Here is a 21,338-nt window from a genome sequence, read left to right on the forward strand (position 1 = left end):
GGATCAAAATCTGGATGCTCAATAGTTATAACAATGTTTCCATTAGTCAACACCTCCAAGCCTTCACTTAAATCTATCTCTGAAAAGTTTTTATCACTTGGATGAATATCTCCAGTAATATGAACTCTATAACCAGTGATGATATGGTCATCATTAATGGCAGCAGGCGAATCATTCCCTTGACTCATCACTTCCATTTCTGGAAACAAAAACTTCAACTCTGTTTTTTTATATTCTCCTTTCTCAATGATAGCAACTTCCCCTTTTTCATCATTACATGAAATCAGGATCGTACTGCAAATTGAGATAAGGTAAATTAGATTTTTCATTTTTAAATAATTATGGCATAAAGATAGTAGTCTTAGCAGACACCTAAGAAATGATTCATGTGAACCAACCAAACCACTAGGTCAAGTGACGAATAGACTATATAAAGAATTGAGAGATCATTCAATCTCTTATAAAATCATTGTACTTGAATTTGATCTAATATCAAATCATCAAAAGAAAAAGTCCCTGTTTTTTTGCTTCCATTTCCGATAATGTCAGAAAACGTTAAATCATAAATAATTCCTTCTCCCAAAACATTTGTGTGTTGCCCTTTTAAGCTTCGTCCAAACACTGTTATATTAACTTTTATGTCGTCTCCTTGCTTCCCTGAATAGTATACAGTATTCATATCAACCGCTTCATTATCTATGGTGACGAGCTCCACAAAGCCCTCAATAAAACTAGAGGTTGTAATGGATACATATCCTTGAACTAGCTCCAAATCAACTATGTTATTTTGGTCTTCTATCGGGTTCATATCCTGAGAATCTGTTCCAAAATACGCCCTGTCTTGAAGTTCATTCTCTTTAAAACCTAAGTGCACAACAGTTACTTGAATCGGCCCATTTATCTGTATCTCTAACTTCTGTGTTAAATCTACATGCTTAAAAACCTGATTTCCTCCAACAATCCCACCTTCTACAATAACTTTATAACCTTGCTTTTCATAATTATGTGCAACCGTAGTTTTTGCATTATTATTGGCGCTTTTTAATACGGGTTCTAATTCTAACCCAAAGCCTAACACAATGGTTTTTACCGGCGTATTGGGTTCAACATTTCCTTCCTCTATATCATTGGTATGATTACAAGAGTGAAAACTGAGAATTACCAAGCCCAGGATTAGCAGGATAAATTTATTTTTTATATAATTTTTCATGGTTTTAGAATTTAAAAACACCTCTAGAAACCATATCTACAGGCATTTTTTGTTAGTTTTCTATATTCAAAACTATATATTACTATGCTATCTCACCTTTTTAATTCTGTGAAACAGTCGAGATATGGCATCAATCAACTTATTTTAATAATGAAATTTTCTTTACTTGAAGTTTAAATTGCCATTTTCATCCTCAAAGGCATAATAAACATAACCTTCTCCAATAGCATTGTTATTCCCAATCTCAACAGACATCATATCATACGAAATTTTACTTATTACGTACTGCTCCGTCAAATAATAGGTCGTTTCAAATTCAGCTGCGATTTCATTAATTGCCAAACTATACTTATTCAAATCAAACTGATCAGATGTTGTAACAAGAACATACCCTTGTTTAAAATCTAAATCTAAAAACAATTCTTCTATAGTTCCTGTTTCTAAAGGAACCTCTTCCACTGAATAGTAGGCTTCTTTAGAAATCCCAGAAGCATCATAATTTGGATGCTCCACTGAAATGACCACATCTCCGGTTGTTTCAATCCTCAATGCGCTATATAAATTCACATTGCTAATCGTTTCAAATTCCTCTGAAATATCCCCAGATAAATGAATTGTATAGCCATCTGTTATATAATTATGTGTACTTTGAGTTTGAACCTCTGAAACAGCAGACATATAAGGCAAATTAAAATAGATGTAAACATATCTTGTAGTATTGGGAACTTCTGGCTCCATCTCGGCATCATCATTACAGGCAGAAAGAAATCCTAACATGGCAACTAAAAATATTTTTATAGTAGTTTTCATAATTTTTCATTTTTAGCATGGTTAAAATCCTGGTCCCCATTCTCCATCTCCAGGATCTCCAAACTCAGGAAAAGTAAACTCAATACCGTCCCCAGAAATGGTTACATTGTATTGTATACCTTCTCCAAGCTCTGTATTATGTTCTCCTCTTAGAGTTCCATAGCCATCTGTTTCTACAATTACATCCACCACAGGTGTATCCAAATAATACACAACATCTAATTGTGCAGGTTGTCCAAGAATTCTAATGGCCGTAATTAACGGTTCAGCCATTTCATCTGAAGTAACCATAACAAAACCTTGTACCAAATTCAATGGCACTATATTGTGGTCTGAACTACCGGTTGGAACTGTATAGGATTGAATCCCATAAAAAGCTTCTTGCAAAACATTATTGCTATAAAACCTAGGATGTGAAACTGTCATTACAATATCTCCTGTTACCTCTAGCGTAAGCCCCTCAGTCAAATCAATATTTGTTAAATAGGAATCCTCTGGGGAAATCCCTCCTGAGATTTGGATATTATATCCATCAGTCACATACGTATGTAAAGGATCTGATTTGGCAGAAAGTCCTTCTTTATTTGGAGTTAGTATCAAACCATCAAACCCCAAACTTATCATTCTTGGTTCTTGTGGTTCTGTCGGACTGCCTTCTTCTACTATACTATCACTACATGAAGACAATAGTCCTAAAACGATTACAGACATTACAGTCAGTATTCTATATTTTATTGTTTTCATAATTATTTCTTTTGATTTTAATCAAATGTACTTCTTGCTTTTTCCACATTGGAAAAATTCTAGATGAAGTAACTTTATTGGCAACTGAAATATTCTATAATTACAGTCATCAATTCCTGTCAATTGTATCGGAAAAGACAACAATAACATGCTGTCTTTATCCGACTATAAAATTTTATTGAGGAATCAAATCTCCATCTTCAGGATCACCAAACTCTGGCAATTCAAATTCTATTAATTGTCCATTTGAATCCACAGTAAACCTAACACCTGCACCAATCGTATTGGCTGCTGTACCTGTCAAATCTTGACCTGTAGTATAAACATTCACCACAAAATTAGCATCTGCAGAATAATAAGGTATATCTTTAGATTTCCCCGTAATGGTGTTCACGTCTAAACCTGTAATTACATTTTCCGCTCCCGTACCTTCCGTAACGATTACGAAACCTTGTACCAAATCCGTTTTAATAATTGCTGTAGACGTTCCGTAAGTAATTGTCTTATTTTCGGTACCATAATACGCTTCTTCTGATACTGCAAGTTCCGTAAAACTTGGGTGAAATACTTTTACACTTACATCTCCCACAGCTGTAAAGGACAACCCATCTGGCGCTGCTAAATCTACCCCTGTAAACACAACACTTCCATTAGAAACACCTCCTGTTATTTCAACAGTATAACCTTGTGTTTGATAGATGTGAGGAATATTAGAATCATCCATTTTCCCAACTTTACGTTGTCCTTCTGGTCCAGGTGTTAAAGTATACCCTTCAAAACCTAATTGCACCTCTATTGGATCTTGTGGCTCCACTGGTGCCGTTTCACTTGTGTCATCATTACATGATGCTAACATTCCAATTGTTAATATGGCTAACAAAACCGTCTTTGTACTCTTTATTAAATTTTTCATCTTCTTAATTATTACATGATTAGTATACCCCAAATGTACCGTGATACAGGCCTCTATTTTGAAACATTAAGGTGAAGTGGACTAATTGAAAACTGAAACGTCATTTTGTTAACTTTAACTCATTTTAACAAAACTTAAGGATATCGTATCGTAGCATAAAGAAACTTTAACATAGCTCAAGTAACTGTGAAATCAACAAGCTTGAGTTGTTTATCAGAACATCAATAAACGACTTCCCAATACAGCACAAAAAAAAGGCAACAATTAATTGTTGCCTTTTTTATCAAAATTTTAAGCTTTAGTTAACCGGTGTAATAGGGTTTAAATTACCATCTTCTGGATCACCAAATTCAGGTAAAACAAATTTTATCAATTGTCCATTAGAATCTACCGTAAATCTTACACCTGCTCCAATATCATTGGTAGCTGTACCAGTCAAATCCTGTCCTGTAGTATATACATTCACTACAAAATTAGCATCCGCAGAGTAATAAGGTACATCCTTAGATTTCCCTGTTACAGTGTTCACATCTAAACCTGTAATTACATTTTCAGCACCTTCACCCTCCGTCACAATAACGAAACCTTGTACTAAATCTGTGGTAATTAATGCCTCAGCTGTTCCATAAGTAATTGACTGATTTTCGGTACCGTAATAAGCCTCTTCTGTTACCGCGACTTCAATAAAATCTGGATGAAACACTTTTACACTAACATCTCCTACTGCCGTAAATGATAACCCTTCTGGTGCGGCTAAATCTATTCCAGAGAAAATAACTTTACCATTAGAAACACCTCCAGTTATCTCAACAGTATATCCTTGTGTTTGGTATACGTGAGGAATATTTGAATCCTCCATTTTTCCTACTTTACGTTGTCCTTCTCCCTCAGGCGTTAAAGTGTACCCTTCAAAGCCTAATTGAACCTCTATAGGATCCTGTGGCTCCACAGGTGCTGTTTCACTCGTATCATCGTTACATGATACTAACATTCCTATTGTTAATATGGCTAACAAAACCGTCTTTGTACTCATTACTAAATTTTTCATCTTATTAATTTTTACATGATTAGTATGACACAAATGTAGATTCATTTGAAAGCCTAATTGGTAAGAACTAGGTGAGATGGAAAATTTGCTAAGTGAAATGTCGTTTTGAATATGTTAAAGAAAACTTAATGAAAATTTCGCTTCATACAAACGACATCTATTTCAATAATTGCAGCCCAATCGTACAATGCAAACATCTTTTGTAATTACAATATTCATTTTTTAATTGCAGTAACGCCTGAGTATCCATGGCTGATGTAACAGAAACACCGACTTCCCTAAAATTATTTACAACAGCGTTATTCTCTTTTTTAATGGAATGAATAAAATTTTCTAAATCGTCAAAATTATGTTGAGAATTATATTTTCTAAAAGCATATTGCAGCGGAATTATTACATTGATGAGTAATACATCCATGAATGATTTAGAAATATTTTTTGATTTTTCTATTGATATTTTTCCAAATACATAATGATTTTTCCAATAAAGGGAAGTCTCAGTTTCTAGAATTTTATAATAATCATCTAACTTCTTACACTTCATTAATTCAGAAAAAAGATGCGTATGTGCCTCATACAACACAGCCAACTGGGAAATTCTAATACTCGGGAAATTATTAGGCCGCAATCTGAAAAACAAAAATTGCTCCTTATTTAAGGGGATTAAGGAATGTTTTCTTTTTAAAAACTCATATTCCGATTTCAGGTGCACATAAAAAACATCTTCACTATGCTCTTCCAGAAAACCAGCTTGCCCAAAAAGTAGTGCTTCTAGCATTCCTGTTTCGTTTCTATATTTCCGAATCAATTTATAATCAATAGATTTTGCAAGATTCATAAATGCATCTGCATTTATCTTCGTACCAAAACTTCTAGAGATCAAAACAAATAGGACAGCCTCCCAATCATTTTTGTTGGAGTCTAACAATTCTAAAATGTCAAAATATTTTTTTTCAAGTCGTTCAAAATAAAGTCTGTTCAACCAACTCGTCATTATAAAAGGATCGGTGTTTCCTATTTCTTCTTCACATAAAATCCATTTCTCTTGCTGAGAAAAAAGTTGATAATACTTTTCTAAAATACCTGGACTCACAAAATTCTTAAGAACTAGAGTCGGGATTTCAGATTGATTGGAATAAAAAACAGGAACATCATATTCCCAAACAATATGTAATACAACAGCATCATAATTTTTGTCCGTTTCATGTCCGTGAACATACCAATCGGAGGATTTTATATGAAATTCAATATTCCCAGCCCACTTTTGCTGCCCAATCTCCAACAATCCATTTAAAAAATCAGGACCACTATTGGTATTGAAAGTCCCAACTTTAAGAATCTGAATTTTTTGGTTATCTAAGGTATGAATGTGTTGAAAGTCGAATAATTTAAATTTCCATAAATAATATAAAAACTCTTCATTGATCGTAACTCCTGAAGCTATAGGTTCCATTCTTTTCATAGTTTTCTATTTAAGTTAGAAAAAAACATCGACATTATGATAACTTCAATTGATATACACATCAATTAATAAAATCTATATCCACAAAAAATTACATCATCTATCATCAGATTCTCTTATTTTTGTAATCTAAAAAAACACAAAGCATGGATATTCTAGAAAGCCTTCAGTGGCGATATGCAACTAAAAAATTTGATTCGGAGTTTGAACTTAACTCTGAACAATTGGATATATTAAAAGAATCGTTCAATTTAACAGCAACTTCTTTTGGTCTACAACCTATAAAATTGATTGTAATAAAAAACAAAGAATTAAGAGAATCACTTGTTTCCCATGCTTATGGTCAAAGACAAGTCGCAGATGCCTCTCATTTATTTGTGATTTGCATTCAAAAAGAAGCATCAGTTGAAGATGTAGAAAACTACTTTAAATTGGTAAAAGAGATAAGAAACACTCCCGATGATATTTTAGCTCCTTTTAAAGATTATTTGACAGGTACTTTTGAAAAAACTGAACAAGAAGAATTATTGCGAGCTGCTAAATCTCAGGCCTATATTGCTCTAGGAAACCTTTTAACAGTGTGTGCCACTCAAAAAATTGACAGTTGTCCTATGGAAGGATTTAATCCTGATAAGTTTGATAAGGTATTGAACTTAGACCAACACAATTTAAAATCTGTACTATTGTTACCTGTTGGGAAACGTGCAGAAGATGATTATATGGCCGAGTTGAAAAAAGTGAGAAAACCACTTGACTCTATTATTTTAGAAATGTAACAAAGAAACACTTTATGCACAAAGAGATTAGAAATACTGAACCAACTGCATTATGGAATCATTTTGCAGATTTAAATGCCATCCCAAGACCGTCTAAAAAAGAGGAGTGCATTGTAGCTTTTATGGTTGACTTTGGTAAAAAGTTAGGTTTAGAAACTCAGGTAGATGGCATTCAAAATGTGTTGATCAAAAAACCAGCAACCAAGGGTTTTGAAAACAAAAAAACCGTTGTATTGCAATCTCATTTAGACATGGTGCATCAAAAAAATAATGCTACACAGTTTGATTTTGAAAGTGAAGGAATTAAAATGAACATCACCGATGGTTGGATCCATGCTTTGGGAACAACCCTAGGTGCCGATAATGGAATTGGTGTTGCCGCCATCATGGCTGTACTTTCCTCTACTACTTTGGAGCATCCTGCAATAGAAGCATTATTTACAGTTGATGAAGAAACAGGCATGACGGGTGCCATGGAATTACAGCCCGGTTTTTTATCTGGTGATATTCTTTTGAATCTTGACACAGAAGATGATGATGAGATTTCTATAGGCTGTGCAGGTGGAATTGATATTACTGGAGCTACAGAATACCCAGAAATAAAAAACAGCAGAGAGGTTTCTTTTGAAATTTCTATCTCAGGACTCAATGGTGGACATTCAGGAATGGATATTCATAAAGGTTTAGGAAACGCAAATAAGCTGCTCAACAGAGTTTTACTACAACTTGAATCTGATATAAATTTTAACTTGGTGAGCTTCCAGGGAGGAAACCTAAGAAATGCCATCCCTAGAGAAGCCAAAGCAGGCATTAGTCTAGATCTGTCAGAAATTCAAAAATTTGACAATTCATTTGCAGATATAATAGCAACACTAACTAAAGAATTTCAGATTCAAGAAAAGAATTTAAAGATAGCAGCTGTTAAAATTGACAACCCACAACTTTGTATGTCTCCTGATTTTCAAAAAACATTGTTACGCACTATTGCTGCTATACATAACGGAGTGTTTTCAATGAATGCAAAAATACCGGAATTGGTAGAAACCTCAAACAACCTCGCTCGTATAACTGTTAGCAAAGGAAACCTTGAAATTGCATGCCTTACAAGATCTTTCTCAGAATCGGGAAAGACAAACCTTGTAAACAGTATCCAAAGTGTTTTTGAGCTTGCAGGTTTTAATTCCAAAATTTCTGGTGATTACCCAGGTTGGGAACCCAATCCGAATACCGAGATCTGTTCAATTTTGCAGAGTACCTACAAACAATTGTTTCATGAAGAACCCAACACAATGGCTTGTCATGCAGGTTTGGAGTGTGGAATTTTAGGCACCCACTACCCTACAATGGAAATGATTTCTTTTGGCCCTACAATTCGAGGAGCACACTCCCCAGATGAAAAAGTGAATATCAAATCCACAGAAAAGTTTTGGAAATTCTTTTTAGAAATTTTAAAAAGAATACCTAATAAATAAAAAAAAGCCAGACAACTTGTCTGGCTTTTTTATTTACTTTAATTAATTGGGAAATATTTTATATTGAGGTGTTCCACCAGTTGGACTGACAATTTGCAACTGCCCCTCTGAATCCGTTTCGTAAGAGAAATCCACATTCCCTCTAGCATCAACATTTGGAAATTCATCCAATACTTGATCCTTAGTCAAGTTAAAGTCATTATTATCATCTACATCCTCAAAGTCATCTTTAGTATCCCCATCTGTGTTATAAGTAGTGATATTACCCGCTAGGTCATAATTAATTTCAAACTTGGTTGGAACCATATCTAGATCCGTATCGATAAGTTTTACATCATTTAACTCTATTCTAAAAATCAAAGGAGAATTTGCAGGAATTAAACCAGTACCACCATTTTGGTATCCTAAACCAGATGGCATTATTATATATCCTTTTCCTGAGTCATGAAAAATGAAATCCTCATCTACATCAGTTTCAAAAGTCCCTCGTTTAAACTTAGGCAACCCCTTGGCCCAACCTTGAATCGTATTCGGTAACGTAAACCAAATAGCATAATCTTCCCTAGAATCGAAAACTGTACTATCTAATAACGTACCTGTATATTTAACAAAAACAGAATCTACGGGTGAAGGGTTTGAAAATCCAATATTCCCATTATCAATTCCTTCAGCAATTTCATAATAATACATTTTATAGTCTGCCACTGTACCATTTGCATCTATACCTTCTATGGAATCCAAGTTTGTGTCTTTATTTAAGGGTAGTTGATCTGCTACTGGCAAGGCACCTGTAGCCTCACTTCCTGCACCAATAGTCCAAAAAACACTATCTTTTGTATTGTAATAATGTTTTGCTAAATATTTATTTATTGAATCCTGATCCATCGGTATTTGGGCCTCATGATCAAAAGGAGGAATTACAACTTCATCTTCTTTCTTACATGAAACAATGATTATTGTAGCTATTATTAATAAACTTAAAAGAATATTCTTATTCATTATTTCTGAATTGATGTGCATATTTTTAAAAGCGCCAAGGTACAATTTTCCTATCTTTGTTAAAAGTATATCTTAACATTTTAACTTTTTGAATGAGAATTGATAAATACCTTTGGACAGTACGATATTATAAAACAAGATCTCTTGCAACAGAGGCCTGTAAAAAGGGTCATATTAAAATAAATGGTGCCAATGTAAAGCCAGCAAAGGATGTTTATATTGGAGAAAAAATCACCATTCGAAAAAATCAAATAAACTATCAAATCGAAGTTTTAGACATCCCTAAAAACAGAATGGGGGCAAAACTGGTTGACTTATATAGAAAGGACACCACACCAAAAGAAGAGTTTGACGCACAAGAATTACTGAAATACTCAAAAGATTATTATCGTAAAAAAGGTGTGGGAAGACCCACTAAAAAAGATAGAAGAGATATTGATGACTATTATGAAGATCCATTTTTAATTGATATGGATGATACGGAAGAAGAATAAATCATTTTTCCGCAACGCTTTAAATGAAATCAATATATTTGACCTAAGAAATAACAGAACATAATGACAGACAATAGTATCCTTACGAATGATCAAATCGTTCATAAAACACGTAGAATTGCGTATCAGATTTTAGAAAACAATGTTAATGAAAAAGAAGTTGTTCTAGCTGGTATTTGTGGAAATGGATACATTTTTGCAACTCGTATTCAAAAAATACTGGAAGAAATTTCTGAGATAAAAATCACTTTGTGTGAGGTTAGCATCAATAAAAAAAATCCTCGAGAGGCTATCACTACTTCTATAGATAAAAATGCATACGAAAATAAGTCCTTGGTTTTAATTGATGATGTATTAAACTCTGGATCTACCTTAATTTATGGTGTAAAACATTTTTTGGAGGTATCTTTAATTCGTTTCAAAACAGCGGTTCTAGTAAACAGAAACCATAAAAAATATCCAGTTAAAGCAGACTTTAAAGGTATATCTTTATCTACTTCACTTAAGGAGCATATAAAAGTTGAGTTTAAAAAAGATTCTGCAATCGCTTATCTGATGTAACCGCAAACTAATTTTCGCTGTATTTTTATATTTATTCAAATTGTATTCTGCTGATTTTATATGGCTTACAATTCTTATAAAAAAAAGCTTAAAAAAGTATATTAATTTCCTTGCAGAATTAAAATATGGAAGTATATTTGCACTCGCAATAACGCATTGCATGACCTGGTAGCTCAGTTGGTAGAGCATCTCCCTTTTAAGGAGAGGGTCCTGGGTTCGAGCCCCAGCCCGGTCACAAAAAAGCTTTTCATTATTGAAAAGCTTTTTTTCTTTAAATTGGTTTTATCCAATGCACACATGGCGGAATTGGTAGACGCGCGGGCTTGAGGGGCTCGTGTCCTTACGGACGTGCAGGTTCAAGTCCTGTTGTGTGCACAAAAACTCTCACAAAAGAAATACTACTATCCTAGACTAGGATCATTTTCTGTTCGTAATTTCGTAAATTTTTAACAACATTTCTTTTGATAATTAGTATACTTGTATCATGCAAAAAATTGTTCTAACATTCCTTTTCGCTACTTTTATCAGCTTTTTTGGGATTTCACAAGAAACTCAGAAATCCGTTGATTTAAATGGTGTTATTTTAGATGGAAAATCAAAGGAGCCATTAGGTGGTTCTCATATCTTAAACTTAAATTCTGTTCGTGGTACAACTACTAATTTTGATGGTCAGTTTAGCATTCCAGCAACAGTAAACGATACCATAATGATTTCTTATATCGGGTATCAGTCCATAAAACTTAAAATCACTAACGATTTACTTAAAGGAAATGAGCTCTCTATTACATTATATGAAAAAGCAGATGAAATTGGTGAGGTTACGGTGAAGACACATAATCTGATTGGAGTTTTAGAGGTAGATATCAAGCAAGTTCCTAAAGACAAATACACAAGAATTCATATCAATGGTTTGGCACAAACCTATGAAACCGGGAAACCAACTCCTAAAAGTTTTACTTCTTTAAATGCTGCCATCTTCCACCCTGTGGACTTTATGTACAATATGTTTGGTAAAAAGCCAAAATCTTTGAAAAAACTAAAAAAGCTTAAGGATGAGGATGAGTTGAGAGAAATCCTTGGCCAGAAGTTTGACAGAGAAGTTATGATGGAATATTTGGATATGAACGAGAAACAATTACAAGAGTTATTAGATGATTGTAATTATTCTGAATACTTTATACGTACCGCGAGTGATTTACAGGTTGTAGAAGCAATTTTAGATTGTCATGAAAACTACAAAGCGCTCCAAGAAGGATCTTTAAAACAAGATTAAATAATAATTTATATAAATAAAAAAAGGCTAACATTTCTGTTAGCCTTTTTTATTTATAGTATGTACTTATGAAAAACTTTGGTTGATCATAGTACTCAATCTTCTCTTATAATCATCTTCAAGCCACTGAATATAATTCTTAGTACTCTTTATAATACAATAAGAGTATTTTTTAATTCTATCCGATATATCATCTTGTAATAATCTAGATAAAATACGAGCATCAAAAACATCTTCACTATTCTCAACACACAATTTACAGTGTTGCTCAATAGATTTATCCAAAACTATCTTTGACTTAATATTCATTTTGATAGCCTTGTCATATTCCTCTTTTACGTTAAAATAGAAATCTGTAGAATTTGGAAATTCAGCTCTAATTTCAGGAGGCATTGTATACGTAAAATTACGTTCAATATCTTCATCACCAATTAAATTATCTAAATAGTACAATGGAGAACTAAATATTTTTCTCCAATCTAATGGAGTTCCCCATAGACCAAACCTGGCAGCGTTATTACCTAGATCCAAAACGGTAAAATCTTTTTTATCTCCAATTACACGAGATCCCCTACCAATCATTTGATAGTATAATGTAATAGATTTTGTAGCTCTATTTAAAATAATAGTTTCTACTGAAGGTTCATCAAAACCAGTTGTCAAAATCCCTACCGATGTTAAAATGGCATTAGGAGTCTCCTTAAACCATTTTAATATAAATTCTCTTTCTTGCTTGGAATTGGTATTATCCAAATGCATCACGTCATATCCTTCTGCCTTAAAAGTTTCATACACATGTAAGGATGTATTGATACCATTATTAAAAATCAACGTCTTTTTCCCCAAAGATTTTTCTTCATAGGCATACAACAACTTTTCTTGCATCAAATTGTTTGAATACAATTCTTCAGAAGACTTTACAGTATAATCTCCATTGATACCAACTTTCAATGTTCCTAAGGCTACATCATAAGTATAAGTCGTTGCTTTTGCCAAGAATCCTCTATCCACCAATGATTGAACAGGTTCCCCCACCAATAATTCATTGTAAATTTCATTCATTGGCAACTTCATATTAGAACTCAACGGGGTTGCCGTTACACCTAAAATAAAGCAATTTTCAAAATACTTAAATAATTTTCTAAAGGAATTATAATGTGCCTCATCAATAATCACCAAACCTATCTGATCCAACTCTAACTTGTCGTCGTTCAAACGGTTCTTTAAGGTTTCAACCATGGCCACAAAACACATATATTCGTCTTGATCATGAAGTTCCTTAACGTTACTATTGATAATTTTATTCTTTACATCAAATTCAGTCAACATTCTAGAAGTTTGATTACATAGTTCAATTCTATGCGTTAAAATCAAAACTTTCTTTCCTGTTTCCTCAATATAACGACGCGCTATTTCGGAAAAAATTACGGTTTTACCACCACCTGTTGGCAATTGATAAACCAAATTATAACTCTCTGGGTTATCTTCTATTTTACCAAAAATCTGACTCAACGCCTCTTTCTGATAATCGTATAACTCTTTTCCTGTATTTTTTTTGGATGTAGAAGTTGTCAAATCTTAAATCTCTTTGTGTATAATGTGAAACCTTGCAAAAATAGGTACTTTATTAGGTAAAAAGAAATGCTTTGACAACTATTTTAATTACCATTTTGTTAAAAATCTGTACGTAAAAATTATATTTCGCAATTCCATGGAATGATATTAAGACAGACAAAAGTCAATATCTGACTATCAACAAACTAAATATTGATACAAAAGAAACTTTATATATAAGATTATTTAATAAAAACCCAAACAATGATTATTCATTTCTTTATTTAAGAATTACCCATTAAAGTCAATACTATATTCCTTTCTCCTCCATAATTTCTATGTTCACCTAAATAAATCCCCTGCCAAATTCCCATATTTGATATTCCATTGGTTATGGGAATTGTTACGGATGATCCCAACATAGAAGCTTTTATATGAGCTGGCATATCATCTGCGCCTTCGTAATCATGTTTATAATAGGGCATATTCTCAGGAATCATCTTGTTGATATGTGCCTCAAAATCCTCACGCACTGTCGGATCCGCATTTTCATTTATCGTTAAGCTTGCAGAAGTATGTTTTATAAAAACCTGTAATTGACCATATTTAATTTGTTTAATTTCTGGTATCGCTGCAAGTATATCGTTTGTTATCAAATGATATCCCCTACTTCTAGCTGTTAGTGCAAATTCTTTTTGTATAACCGTCATAATTTTTCAATTGATAAAAAAAAATAGCCATTTGGACATTTCCAAATGGCTATTTATAATTAGTATTTCAAAAGTAAATTATTTTACTTCTTCAAAATCTACGTCTTCAACAGAATCTTCGTTGCTTGCGCTTGGCTCAGCTTGCTGTGCTCCAGCATCAGCTCCACCTTGTGCTTGTTGTGCAGCAGCTTGGAATTCAGCAGCAGCTCCTTGCAATGCAGTATTCAAAGCTTCCGTTGCTGTATCAATCGCTGTAATATCTTTAGCAGCATGTGCTGTTTTCAATTCAGCCAAAGCAGCATCAATTGGTGCCTTTTTATCTTCAGGAAGTTTTCCTTCAACTTCTTTCAATTGAGTTTCCGTTTGGAAAATCATTTGATCCGCTGTATTCAACTTCTCAGCTGTTTCTTTTGCTTTTGCATCTGCATCAGCATTTGCCTCAGCATCAGCTTTCATTTTAGCAATTTCCTCTTCTGATAATCCAGATGAAGCTTCAATCTTAATTTCTTGAGATTTGTTTGTTGCTTTATCAACTGCAGATACTTTAATGATACCATTAGCATCAATATCAAAAGTTACCTCAATTTGAGGTGCTCCTCTTTGTGCAGGTGGAATATCTGTTAATTGGAAACGTCCAATAGTTTTGTTATCAGCAGCCATCGCTCTTTCTCCTTGTAATACATGGATATCAACAGATGGTTGGTTGTCTACAGCAGTAGAGAACACCTGAGATTTTTTTGTTGGAATGGTAGTATTCGCTTCAATTAATTTAGTGAATACATTCCCCATAGTCTCAATTCCTAATGATAAAGGTGTAACGTCTAATAACAATACATCTTTTACATCACCTGCTAAAACTCCACCTTGAATAGCAGCTCCAATTGCAACAACTTCATCAGGGTTCACTCCTTTATTTGGCTCTTTACCAAAGAATTCTTTTACTTTTTCTTGAATTACAGGAATTCTAGTAGAACCTCCTACTAAGATTACTTCATCAATTTCAGAAGTTGATAAATCAGCATCTTGTAATGCTTTCTTTACCGGCTCCATAGAACGTGTTACTAACTCAGCAGCCAATTGCTCAAATTTAGCACGTGTTAACGTTTTTACTAAATGCTTAGGTCCTGCAGCAGTAGCTGTTACATATGGCAAGTTAATTTCTGTTTGAGCAGAAGATGATAATTCAACTTTTGCTTTTTCAGCAGCTTCTTTCAAACGTTGTAAAGCCATAGGATCTAAACGTAAGTCTACATCTTCTTCAGATTTGAATTCTTCAGCCAACCAGTCAATAATAACTTCATCAAAGTCATCACCTCCTAAATGTGTATCTCCATTTGTCGACAATACTTCAAATACTCCTTCTCCAATTTCTAAGATAGAAATATCAAATGTACCCCCACCTAAATCGTATACAGCAATCTTTTGGTCAGTTCCTTTTTTATCAATTCCATAAGCCAATGCAGCTGCAGTAGGCTCGTTGATAATTCTTTGTACTTTTAAACCTGCAATTTCTCCCGCTTCTTTTGTAGCTTGACGTTGTGCATCGTTAAAGTATGCTGGTACAGTAATTACTGCTTCAGAAACATCTGCTCCTAAGTAATCCTCTGCCGTTTTTTTCATTTTTTGAAGTGTCATTGCTGAAACTTCTTGTGGAGTATACAAACGACCATCGATATCAACTCTTGGTGTATCATTATCTCCTTTTACAACTTTATAAGGCACTCTTGAAACCTCATTTGAGCATTCAGAAAATTTATTCCCCATAAAACGCTTTACAGATGCAATCGTTTTTGTTGGATTTGTAACTGCTTGTCTTTTTGCAGGATCTCCAACTTTACGCTCTCCTCCTTCTACAAATGCAACTATAGATGGTGTAGTTCTTTTTCCTTCTGCATTAGGGATAACAACTGGCTCATTACCCTCCATTACAGAAACACATGAATTTGTTGTTCCTAAATCGATTCCAATAATCTTACTCATAATATTTATATTTAATCTGTTTATATCAAATTTACGATTAGCTATAGTCAATCTTTGTGCCAACAATAAATCATTCAAAAAATGTCATATTATATTTTACTAGAATGACAGGATGTCATTTTTAAGGTAAAAAAAGTGTAAAAGTATGACGAACTTGTCACATAAATAAAAAACATCAAAGAATATTTCCTACAGATCCATCAGCTGTTTTTGACAATTCATAAGTCTTATCAGGAGTCAATCCCGTCTCCATCCGGTGCGATACATATATAATCGTTGTTTTCGTTTCTTGAGCAATTTTATTAATCAAACTTACTATTAACTGAGTACTACTAGCATCTAAACCAGATGTTGGCTCATCTAAAATAAGCAAAGGTGGATGCTTAACCATCGCTCTTGCAATCAAAACCATTCTCTGTTGAGACAAAGGTAATGTCATAAATGTGCTATTCATAGATTCAGTTAATCCAATCAATTCAATCCACTCCTTGGCTAATATCACATGTCTGTCTAAAGGTTTTACATACAAACCAATGGAATCATAAAAACCAGATAAAACCATATGTAAAACGGAATGTCGTCGATTAAACAATTCAGTGATATTGGGTGTGAAGTAGCCTATCTTTTGTTTGATTTCCCAAACGTTCTCTTCGGTACCTTTTAATTTATCAAATAAAATAATATTCTGTCCGTAAGCTTTATGGCTATCTCCGGTTATTAATGATAATAAGGTGGTTTTACCACTTCCATTTTCACCAACCAACTGCCAAAATTCACCTAAATCAATCTCCCAATTGATTTTTTTAAGAACAACCTTATCAAAAAATTTAATCGTAACATCCGTTAATTTAACTAACAAGTTATAGTCATAAGTATATTCTGTCGTCGTTTTCGGAATCTTCACCTTTGCAAATGCTGATTTTTCCTTTGAAAAAAAAGAAGTGATTTTCTTATGATAAGGTTCTAAAAAAACCTCCTTAAATATCCAATGCGCTGCATTTGGCAACACCGGTTTTGTCTCTCTTGTGATCAGTTGCACTAAAATACCGCTCTCTGAATATTCCCTTAATAAAGTATTTATAAGAAGTAAGTTCTTTGCATCTAAATTTTCATGAATCGTATCAACAACCAAAACCTTGGGATGTAAACTCAATAAATATTTTAAAACCGCTATTTTTCTTTCACCGCTTGACATGGAACGCAAAGCTTGTCCTTCTCGCTCAATTATAACAGATGTGTCTCTTTTAGATTCTTCTTCTACCAATTTGTTTATGTAACTAACAGAAAAATAGGTAGTCTCTTTTGAGGAGTTTTTTAATAAAAAAGATTCAAATTTTAGTTTCTGATCCTTTTCCAATAAAATTACGGCATGCTCAACAAACAATTTATTCATAATTTTATTTTATAATCAAAAATCAAACAGACAATAATCCCTAAACCATATGCAAGTAAATCAAAAGTAGCTCCCAATACTATATAACCAAAACTGCCTTTTTCAAAATCCAAATATTCTGTCAATTTAAAATACTGTGCAAATTCGACAGCAAAGGCAAAGATTAAAACAGACAAACCTAGTTTTAATTTATTAAAATCAAAAAAAGTTCCGACCAAAACATATAGCAGACACACCGAAAGTACATCACCCATAAAAGATCTAATAAAACCTCTTGTAAAAAATAAGGCAATAAGTATTTCAATGATTAATAAACCTAAGGATATCCAAGCTTTGGTTTTATGAAATCGCATAGATTTTTTACCTCACAAACATTAATTCATTTTCAGATGACAATTCTTCACTAAAACCATATCCATCACTATTGAACCCTTTCAAGCCCTCAATGTCCTTAATATTATTATCAATGATATATCTCACCATCATTCCTCTCGCTTTTTTCGCAAAAAAGGAAATCATTTTTAATTTGCCATCTTTGTAATCCTTGAACTGAGGAGTCACTATAGTATTTTCAATTAATTTTGGTTTTACCACCTTGTAATACTCGTTACTTGCCAAATTTACCAAAAGTTCACCTTCTTCCATTTCAGCATTCAAAGCATCGGTAATTTTATTTTCCCAAAATTGATATAAGTTATCCTTTGTACCTACTTTCAACTTGGTCCCCATTTCTAAACGATATGCTTGAATCAAATCAAATGGCTTCAAAACACCATATAAACCCGATAAAATACGCAACTTATCATTCAATTGCTCTAATTTATTATCTTCAATTGTGTATGCATCCAAACCAATATATACATCACCTTTAAAAGCATAAACAGCTTGTCTTGCATTTTCTGTTGTGAAAGGCAATTCCCAATCCTGATTCCTTTGCCAATTCAACTCAGATAACTTAGCTGAAATTGACATCAGTTCCCCTATTTTTTTTGGTGACTTCTTTTTTAAAACTTTTGAAAGCTTTTCAGATTCTTCAAGGAATTGAGGTTGACTGAAACTGTTTGTTGGAATTACAGAGTCTAAATCCAAAGACTTTGCTGGAGATATAACTATTTTCATAGGAATTGAATCAATATTTTATTTAAGATCTTCTTTTGTGTTGATAGTATAAGCACGCCATCTTTCTAATGCTTTCAACATATCTTCAGGTGTATCTGAGGTAAATCTCATCATTTCTTTTGTAGTAGGATGAACAAACCCCAGCGTTTTTGCATGTAGGGCTTGTCTTGGTAATTCTTTAAAAGTATTCTCTACAAATTGTTTATACTTTGTAAAAGTGGTTCCTTTAAGAACAGCATCACCTCCATATCTAGCATCATTAAACAATGTATGCCCAATGTATCTAAAATGTGCACGTATTTGATGTGTTCGTCCTGTTTCTAGACGACACTCCACCAAAGTGACATAATTGAACCTTTCCAATACTTTGAAGTGACTCACCGCAGGTTTTCCAAAATCACCATCTGGAAAAACAGACATTTGCAATCTGTTTTTTAAACTTCTACCAATATTCCCCTCTATCGTGCCTTCATCTTCTTCAAGATTTCCCCAAACCAAAGCATGATAAACTCTTTCTGTAGTTTTATCAAAAAACTGTTTTGCTAGAAAAGTCATCGCTTCCACGGTTTTTGCAACAACCAACAATCCGCTAGTATCCTTATCAATTCTATGAACTAAACCAGGACGTTCATTACTGTTTTTTGGTAAGTTTTCAATATGATACATCAAACCGTTGACTAGTGTACCCGTATAATTTCCGTGACCAGGATGAACCACCATACCCGCTTTTTTATTCACCACAATCAAAGCATCGTCTTCATATACGATATCTATTGGCAAATTCTCAGCAACTAATTCATGTTCCACTGGTGGAGATTCTAAAACCACCGTAATAACATCTTTGGCTTTTACCTTATAGCTAGATTTTACAGCTAAGTCATTCGCAAAAATTTTGCCTGCTTTTGCGGCTTCTTGAATTTTATTTCTAGTCGCTCTTTCAATAAAATTCATTAAAAATTTATCTACACGCAACGGTACCTGTCCATCAGCAGCAACAAATCTATAATGTTCAAACTGATCTTCATTCTCTAATTCATTATTTTCTACTCCTTGTTCTAACATCCTACTTCCCTTTACCATTACCTAAAATCACATCTATTACAGAATGTTTTTCTAGCTTATCACCTCTCTTTAATAACTTCCCATCACATTTTAACCTTCTCACTACATTTCGTCCAATATCCGGAATAAACAAAATTCTACCGATGGTAAAACCAGATGATTTTAATTGTGCAATCACTTCATTTTTTGTTTTACCGTAAAATTCTTGAATTTCAACTTTTCCAAATTTCGATGGATTCAAAGTCAAATAAATTTTACGATTTTCTTTTACCAAAGCCCCTTTTTCTGGAAATTGGTTTATTACTGATTTTTTAGGAAAATTAGGATTATAACTTGCAGAATCAATCACTTCCATTCTTAAATTCAAAGCAGCAAGTTTTTTTTCAGTAACATCAACACTCAATTTTGCTAAATCAGGAACTTTTATTTCCTCATTATGATTTGTTGTTGCTGTAAGCCAGTTTACCAATCCAAAAAATACTATGATCAACATTACAACTGCAATGGATACCTGAATTAAAAACTGTTTACTGATGACGTATTTCCCTAAACTCATTTTTCACTATTTTGAACAAAGATATAAAACGAATAGGTACCTTATTAAATATTATTTGATATTTTTGAAACCTAATTCTTAGTCCAATTTTATGACAAAAAAGAACATTGCAGTTATCATGGGTGGGTTTTCCTCAGAGCATGAAATATCAGTAAAAAGCGGAACCGTTGTTTACAACCATATCGACACTGATACATACAATCCTTACAAAATTCATATCTCAGAAAAAAAATGGGTATTGATTCATTCTGATGATAAAGAATATGAAATAGATAAAAATGACTTTTCTGCAACTATTAACAATGATAAAATATCTTTTGATTTTGTGTTTAACGTTATTCATGGAACACCTGGTGAAGATGGAAAGATACTTGCATATTTCGATATGTTGAATATACCATATAGCTCCGCTCCCTTTTATCAAATGGCCCTTACCTTCAACAAAAGAGACTGTTTAAGTGTAGTAAAACAATATGGCATCAAAACAGCCACTTCTATCTATTTAAATCAAGGGGACTCTTTTTCTAATGAAAACATTGTTGCAAAAGTGGGACTTCCTTGTTTTGTGAAACCTAACAATGCAGGTTCTAGTTTCGGAATTAGTAAAGTACATGACATAGAAAAACTAGATACAGCCTTAGAAATAGCCTTTAAAGAAGATAAAGAAATACTTATTGAATCTTTTCTAGATGGAACAGAAGTATCTGTAGGGGTTATTCAATACAAAGGAAAGGTAAAAGTTTTACCTATCACTGAGATTGTTTCAGAAAATGACTTCTTTGATTATGAAGCTAAATATCTTGGAAAATCACAAGAAATAACACCAGCAAGAATTACACCTGTACAAGAGGTAAAAGTTACCGAAGCAGCGAAGCATATCTATAACTCATTAAATATGTCTGGTTTTTCTAGATCTGAGTTTATTTTTATCGGGGATGAACCTTATTTTTTAGAAATGAACACTGTACCCGGTATGACAGAAGCTAGTCTATTACCGCAACAAGCAGAAATAGCAGGAATATCTTTAATGGAATTGATCACTGATACGATTGAGCGAATTAAGTGAAATACTTTCTTACATCTTCAAATATTAAATCCCTTTATGTAATGATAAAGGGATTTTTTTTGTAATCTTAATTATTTCCTACTTAATATAGTTGTTTTGTTTGTTCAAAATAAGGCACACAAAAAAACCTCAATCA

Annotated in this window: 22 protein-coding genes and 2 tRNA genes; 8 read left to right on the forward strand and 16 right to left on the reverse strand. The window is 33.2% G+C overall.

Annotated elements, in window-relative coordinates; all coding sequences use genetic code 11:
• The 7 genes from P8H68_RS01595 to P8H68_RS01625 all read right to left on the reverse strand — a co-directional run.
• A partial coding sequence (locus P8H68_RS01595) for a hypothetical protein (protein WP_300320774.1) occupies positions 1-329 on the reverse strand: 329 nt, incomplete at its 3' end.
• A gap of 137 nt (positions 330-466) precedes the next feature.
• The gene (locus P8H68_RS01600) at positions 467-1,210 is read right to left on the reverse strand and encodes a hypothetical protein (RefSeq protein ID WP_300320776.1); all 744 of its coding nucleotides are present in this window, start codon (positions 1,208-1,210) and stop codon (positions 467-469) included.
• 162 nt (positions 1,211-1,372) lie between these two features.
• A complete protein-coding gene (locus P8H68_RS01605; RefSeq protein ID WP_300320778.1) occupies positions 1,373-2,020 on the reverse strand; it encodes a hypothetical protein in 648 nt (215 codons plus the stop codon).
• A gap of 21 nt (positions 2,021-2,041) precedes the next feature.
• Positions 2,042-2,764, reverse strand: coding sequence for a hypothetical protein (locus P8H68_RS01610; RefSeq protein WP_300320781.1), 723 nt, complete (start codon positions 2,762-2,764; stop codon positions 2,042-2,044).
• A 175-nt stretch (positions 2,765-2,939) separates the two neighbouring features.
• Entirely contained in the window at positions 2,940-3,677 is a 738-nt protein-coding gene (locus P8H68_RS01615; protein WP_300320784.1) for a hypothetical protein, read from the reverse strand.
• Positions 3,678-3,975: 298 nt separating this feature from the next.
• On the reverse strand, positions 3,976-4,725 hold the full coding sequence (locus P8H68_RS01620; protein WP_300320787.1) for a hypothetical protein: 750 nt from the start codon (positions 4,723-4,725) through the stop codon (positions 3,976-3,978).
• 157 nt (positions 4,726-4,882) lie between these two features.
• The gene (locus P8H68_RS01625; protein ID WP_300320789.1) at positions 4,883-6,187 is read right to left on the reverse strand and encodes a DUF2851 family protein; all 1,305 of its coding nucleotides are present in this window, start codon (positions 6,185-6,187) and stop codon (positions 4,883-4,885) included.
• A 146-nt stretch (positions 6,188-6,333) separates the two neighbouring features.
• Here P8H68_RS01625 and P8H68_RS01630 point away from each other — a divergent pair, with 146 nt between their 5' ends.
• Together P8H68_RS01630 and P8H68_RS01635 are read left to right on the forward strand one after the other, a co-directional pair.
• On the forward strand, positions 6,334-6,963 hold the full coding sequence (locus tag P8H68_RS01630; protein ID WP_300320791.1) for an NAD(P)H-dependent oxidoreductase: 630 nt from the start codon (positions 6,334-6,336) through the stop codon (positions 6,961-6,963).
• Between the two features lie 14 nt (positions 6,964-6,977).
• Positions 6,978-8,435 (forward strand): aminoacyl-histidine dipeptidase, encoded by a 1,458-nt coding sequence (locus P8H68_RS01635; protein WP_300320793.1) that lies wholly within the window; start codon positions 6,978-6,980, stop codon positions 8,433-8,435.
• A 42-nt stretch (positions 8,436-8,477) separates the two neighbouring features.
• On the opposite strand, the gene P8H68_RS01640 is transcribed toward P8H68_RS01635, so the two are convergent.
• Positions 8,478-9,434 (reverse strand): FKBP-type peptidyl-prolyl cis-trans isomerase, encoded by a 957-nt coding sequence (locus tag P8H68_RS01640; protein WP_300320795.1) that lies wholly within the window; start codon positions 9,432-9,434, stop codon positions 8,478-8,480.
• A gap of 92 nt (positions 9,435-9,526) precedes the next feature.
• Here P8H68_RS01640 and P8H68_RS01645 point away from each other — a divergent pair, with 92 nt between their 5' ends.
• The 5 genes from P8H68_RS01645 to P8H68_RS01665 all read left to right on the forward strand — a co-directional run bounded on the left by P8H68_RS01645 (position 9,527) and on the right by P8H68_RS01665 (position 11,762).
• On the forward strand, positions 9,527-9,928 hold the full coding sequence (locus P8H68_RS01645; protein ID WP_300320797.1) for an RNA-binding S4 domain-containing protein: 402 nt from the start codon (positions 9,527-9,529) through the stop codon (positions 9,926-9,928).
• 63 nt (positions 9,929-9,991) lie between these two features.
• On the forward strand, positions 9,992-10,489 hold the full coding sequence (locus P8H68_RS01650; protein ID WP_300320799.1) for a phosphoribosyltransferase family protein: 498 nt from the start codon (positions 9,992-9,994) through the stop codon (positions 10,487-10,489).
• Between the two features lie 162 nt (positions 10,490-10,651).
• A tRNA-Lys gene (locus P8H68_RS01655) sits at positions 10,652-10,724 on the forward strand.
• Between the two features lie 56 nt (positions 10,725-10,780).
• Positions 10,781-10,864, forward strand: a tRNA-Leu gene (locus P8H68_RS01660).
• 109 nt (positions 10,865-10,973) lie between these two features.
• Positions 10,974-11,762 (forward strand): carboxypeptidase-like regulatory domain-containing protein, encoded by a 789-nt coding sequence (locus P8H68_RS01665; protein WP_300320801.1) that lies wholly within the window; start codon positions 10,974-10,976, stop codon positions 11,760-11,762.
• A gap of 66 nt (positions 11,763-11,828) precedes the next feature.
• Here P8H68_RS01665 and P8H68_RS01670 read toward each other — a convergent pair whose 3' ends face one another.
• The 8 genes from P8H68_RS01670 to P8H68_RS01705 all read right to left on the reverse strand — a co-directional run bounded on the left by P8H68_RS01670 (position 11,829) and on the right by P8H68_RS01705 (position 20,136).
• Positions 11,829-13,337 carry a DEAD/DEAH box helicase gene (locus tag P8H68_RS01670; protein ID WP_300320804.1) on the reverse strand — a complete coding sequence of 503 codons (1,509 nt, stop codon included), beginning with the start codon at positions 13,335-13,337 and terminating at the stop codon, positions 11,829-11,831.
• 263 nt (positions 13,338-13,600) lie between these two features.
• Entirely contained in the window at positions 13,601-14,026 is a 426-nt protein-coding gene (locus P8H68_RS01675; protein ID WP_300320807.1) for a secondary thiamine-phosphate synthase enzyme YjbQ, read from the reverse strand.
• Positions 14,027-14,104: 78 nt separating this feature from the next.
• Positions 14,105-16,006: a molecular chaperone DnaK gene (dnaK, locus tag P8H68_RS01680; protein WP_300320810.1), complete on the reverse strand. Its 1,902-nt coding sequence runs from the start codon at positions 16,004-16,006 to the stop codon at positions 14,105-14,107.
• Between the two features lie 175 nt (positions 16,007-16,181).
• Positions 16,182-17,399, reverse strand: coding sequence for an ATP-binding cassette domain-containing protein (locus P8H68_RS01685; protein WP_300320813.1), 1,218 nt, complete (start codon positions 17,397-17,399; stop codon positions 16,182-16,184).
• Positions 17,396-17,752: a DUF2809 domain-containing protein gene (locus tag P8H68_RS01690; protein ID WP_300320816.1), complete on the reverse strand. Its 357-nt coding sequence runs from the start codon at positions 17,750-17,752 to the stop codon at positions 17,396-17,398. Before P8H68_RS01690 ends, P8H68_RS01685 begins: the two co-directional genes overlap by 4 nt.
• 7 nt (positions 17,753-17,759) lie before the next feature.
• Complete coding sequence (gene yaaA, locus P8H68_RS01695) at positions 17,760-18,518, reverse strand: peroxide stress protein YaaA (protein WP_300320819.1); 759 nt, start codon at positions 18,516-18,518, stop codon at positions 17,760-17,762.
• Between the two features lie 18 nt (positions 18,519-18,536).
• Complete coding sequence (locus P8H68_RS01700) at positions 18,537-19,580, reverse strand: RluA family pseudouridine synthase (RefSeq protein WP_300320822.1); 1,044 nt, start codon at positions 19,578-19,580, stop codon at positions 18,537-18,539.
• 1 nt (position 19,581) lies between these two features.
• Entirely contained in the window at positions 19,582-20,136 is a 555-nt protein-coding gene (locus P8H68_RS01705; RefSeq protein WP_300320825.1) for a PASTA domain-containing protein, read from the reverse strand.
• Between the two features lie 91 nt (positions 20,137-20,227).
• Here P8H68_RS01705 and P8H68_RS01710 point away from each other — a divergent pair, with 91 nt between their 5' ends.
• Complete coding sequence (locus P8H68_RS01710; RefSeq protein WP_300320828.1) at positions 20,228-21,202, forward strand: D-alanine--D-alanine ligase; 975 nt, start codon at positions 20,228-20,230, stop codon at positions 21,200-21,202.
• The last annotated feature ends 136 nt before the right edge of the window (positions 21,203-21,338 follow it).

This window comes from Flavicella sp. (assembly GCF_029238425.1).
In the GTDB taxonomy this organism is placed as follows: domain Bacteria; phylum Bacteroidota; class Bacteroidia; order Flavobacteriales; family Flavobacteriaceae; genus Flavicella.

Excerpts from the sequence above, each read along its gene's own strand:
- P8H68_RS01600 (WP_300320776.1), bottom strand. The coding sequence starts at position 1,210 with ATGAAAAATTATATAAAAAATAAATTTATCCTGCTAATCCTGGGCTTG.
- P8H68_RS01605 (WP_300320778.1), bottom strand. The coding sequence starts at position 2,020 with ATGAAAACTACTATAAAAATATTTTTAGTTGCCATGTTAGGATTTCTT.
- P8H68_RS01610 (WP_300320781.1), bottom strand. The coding sequence starts at position 2,764 with ATGAAAACAATAAAATATAGAATACTGACTGTAATGTCTGTAATCGTT.
- P8H68_RS01615 (WP_300320784.1), bottom strand. The coding sequence starts at position 3,677 with ATGAAAAATTTAATAAAGAGTACAAAGACGGTTTTGTTAGCCATATTA.
- P8H68_RS01620 (WP_300320787.1), bottom strand. The coding sequence starts at position 4,725 with ATGAAAAATTTAGTAATGAGTACAAAGACGGTTTTGTTAGCCATATTA.
- P8H68_RS01625 (WP_300320789.1), bottom strand. The coding sequence starts at position 6,187 with ATGAAAAGAATGGAACCTATAGCTTCAGGAGTTACGATCAATGAAGAG.
- P8H68_RS01630 (WP_300320791.1), top strand. The coding sequence starts at position 6,334 with ATGGATATTCTAGAAAGCCTTCAGTGGCGATATGCAACTAAAAAATTT.
- P8H68_RS01635 (WP_300320793.1), top strand. The coding sequence starts at position 6,978 with ATGCACAAAGAGATTAGAAATACTGAACCAACTGCATTATGGAATCAT.
- P8H68_RS01640 (WP_300320795.1), bottom strand. The coding sequence starts at position 9,434 with ATGAATAAGAATATTCTTTTAAGTTTATTAATAATAGCTACAATAATC.
- P8H68_RS01645 (WP_300320797.1), top strand. The coding sequence starts at position 9,527 with ATGAGAATTGATAAATACCTTTGGACAGTACGATATTATAAAACAAGA.
- P8H68_RS01650 (WP_300320799.1), top strand. The coding sequence starts at position 9,992 with ATGACAGACAATAGTATCCTTACGAATGATCAAATCGTTCATAAAACA.
- P8H68_RS01665 (WP_300320801.1), top strand. The coding sequence starts at position 10,974 with ATGCAAAAAATTGTTCTAACATTCCTTTTCGCTACTTTTATCAGCTTT.
- P8H68_RS01675 (WP_300320807.1), bottom strand. The coding sequence starts at position 14,026 with ATGACGGTTATACAAAAAGAATTTGCACTAACAGCTAGAAGTAGGGGA.
- dnaK (WP_300320810.1), bottom strand. The coding sequence starts at position 16,006 with ATGAGTAAGATTATTGGAATCGATTTAGGAACAACAAATTCATGTGTT.
- P8H68_RS01685 (WP_300320813.1), bottom strand. The coding sequence starts at position 17,399 with ATGAATAAATTGTTTGTTGAGCATGCCGTAATTTTATTGGAAAAGGAT.
- P8H68_RS01690 (WP_300320816.1), bottom strand. The coding sequence starts at position 17,752 with ATGCGATTTCATAAAACCAAAGCTTGGATATCCTTAGGTTTATTAATC.
- yaaA (WP_300320819.1), bottom strand. The coding sequence starts at position 18,518 with ATGAAAATAGTTATATCTCCAGCAAAGTCTTTGGATTTAGACTCTGTA.
- P8H68_RS01700 (WP_300320822.1), bottom strand. The coding sequence starts at position 19,580 with ATGTTAGAACAAGGAGTAGAAAATAATGAATTAGAGAATGAAGATCAG.
- P8H68_RS01705 (WP_300320825.1), bottom strand. The coding sequence starts at position 20,136 with ATGAGTTTAGGGAAATACGTCATCAGTAAACAGTTTTTAATTCAGGTA.
- P8H68_RS01710 (WP_300320828.1), top strand. The coding sequence starts at position 20,228 with ATGACAAAAAAGAACATTGCAGTTATCATGGGTGGGTTTTCCTCAGAG.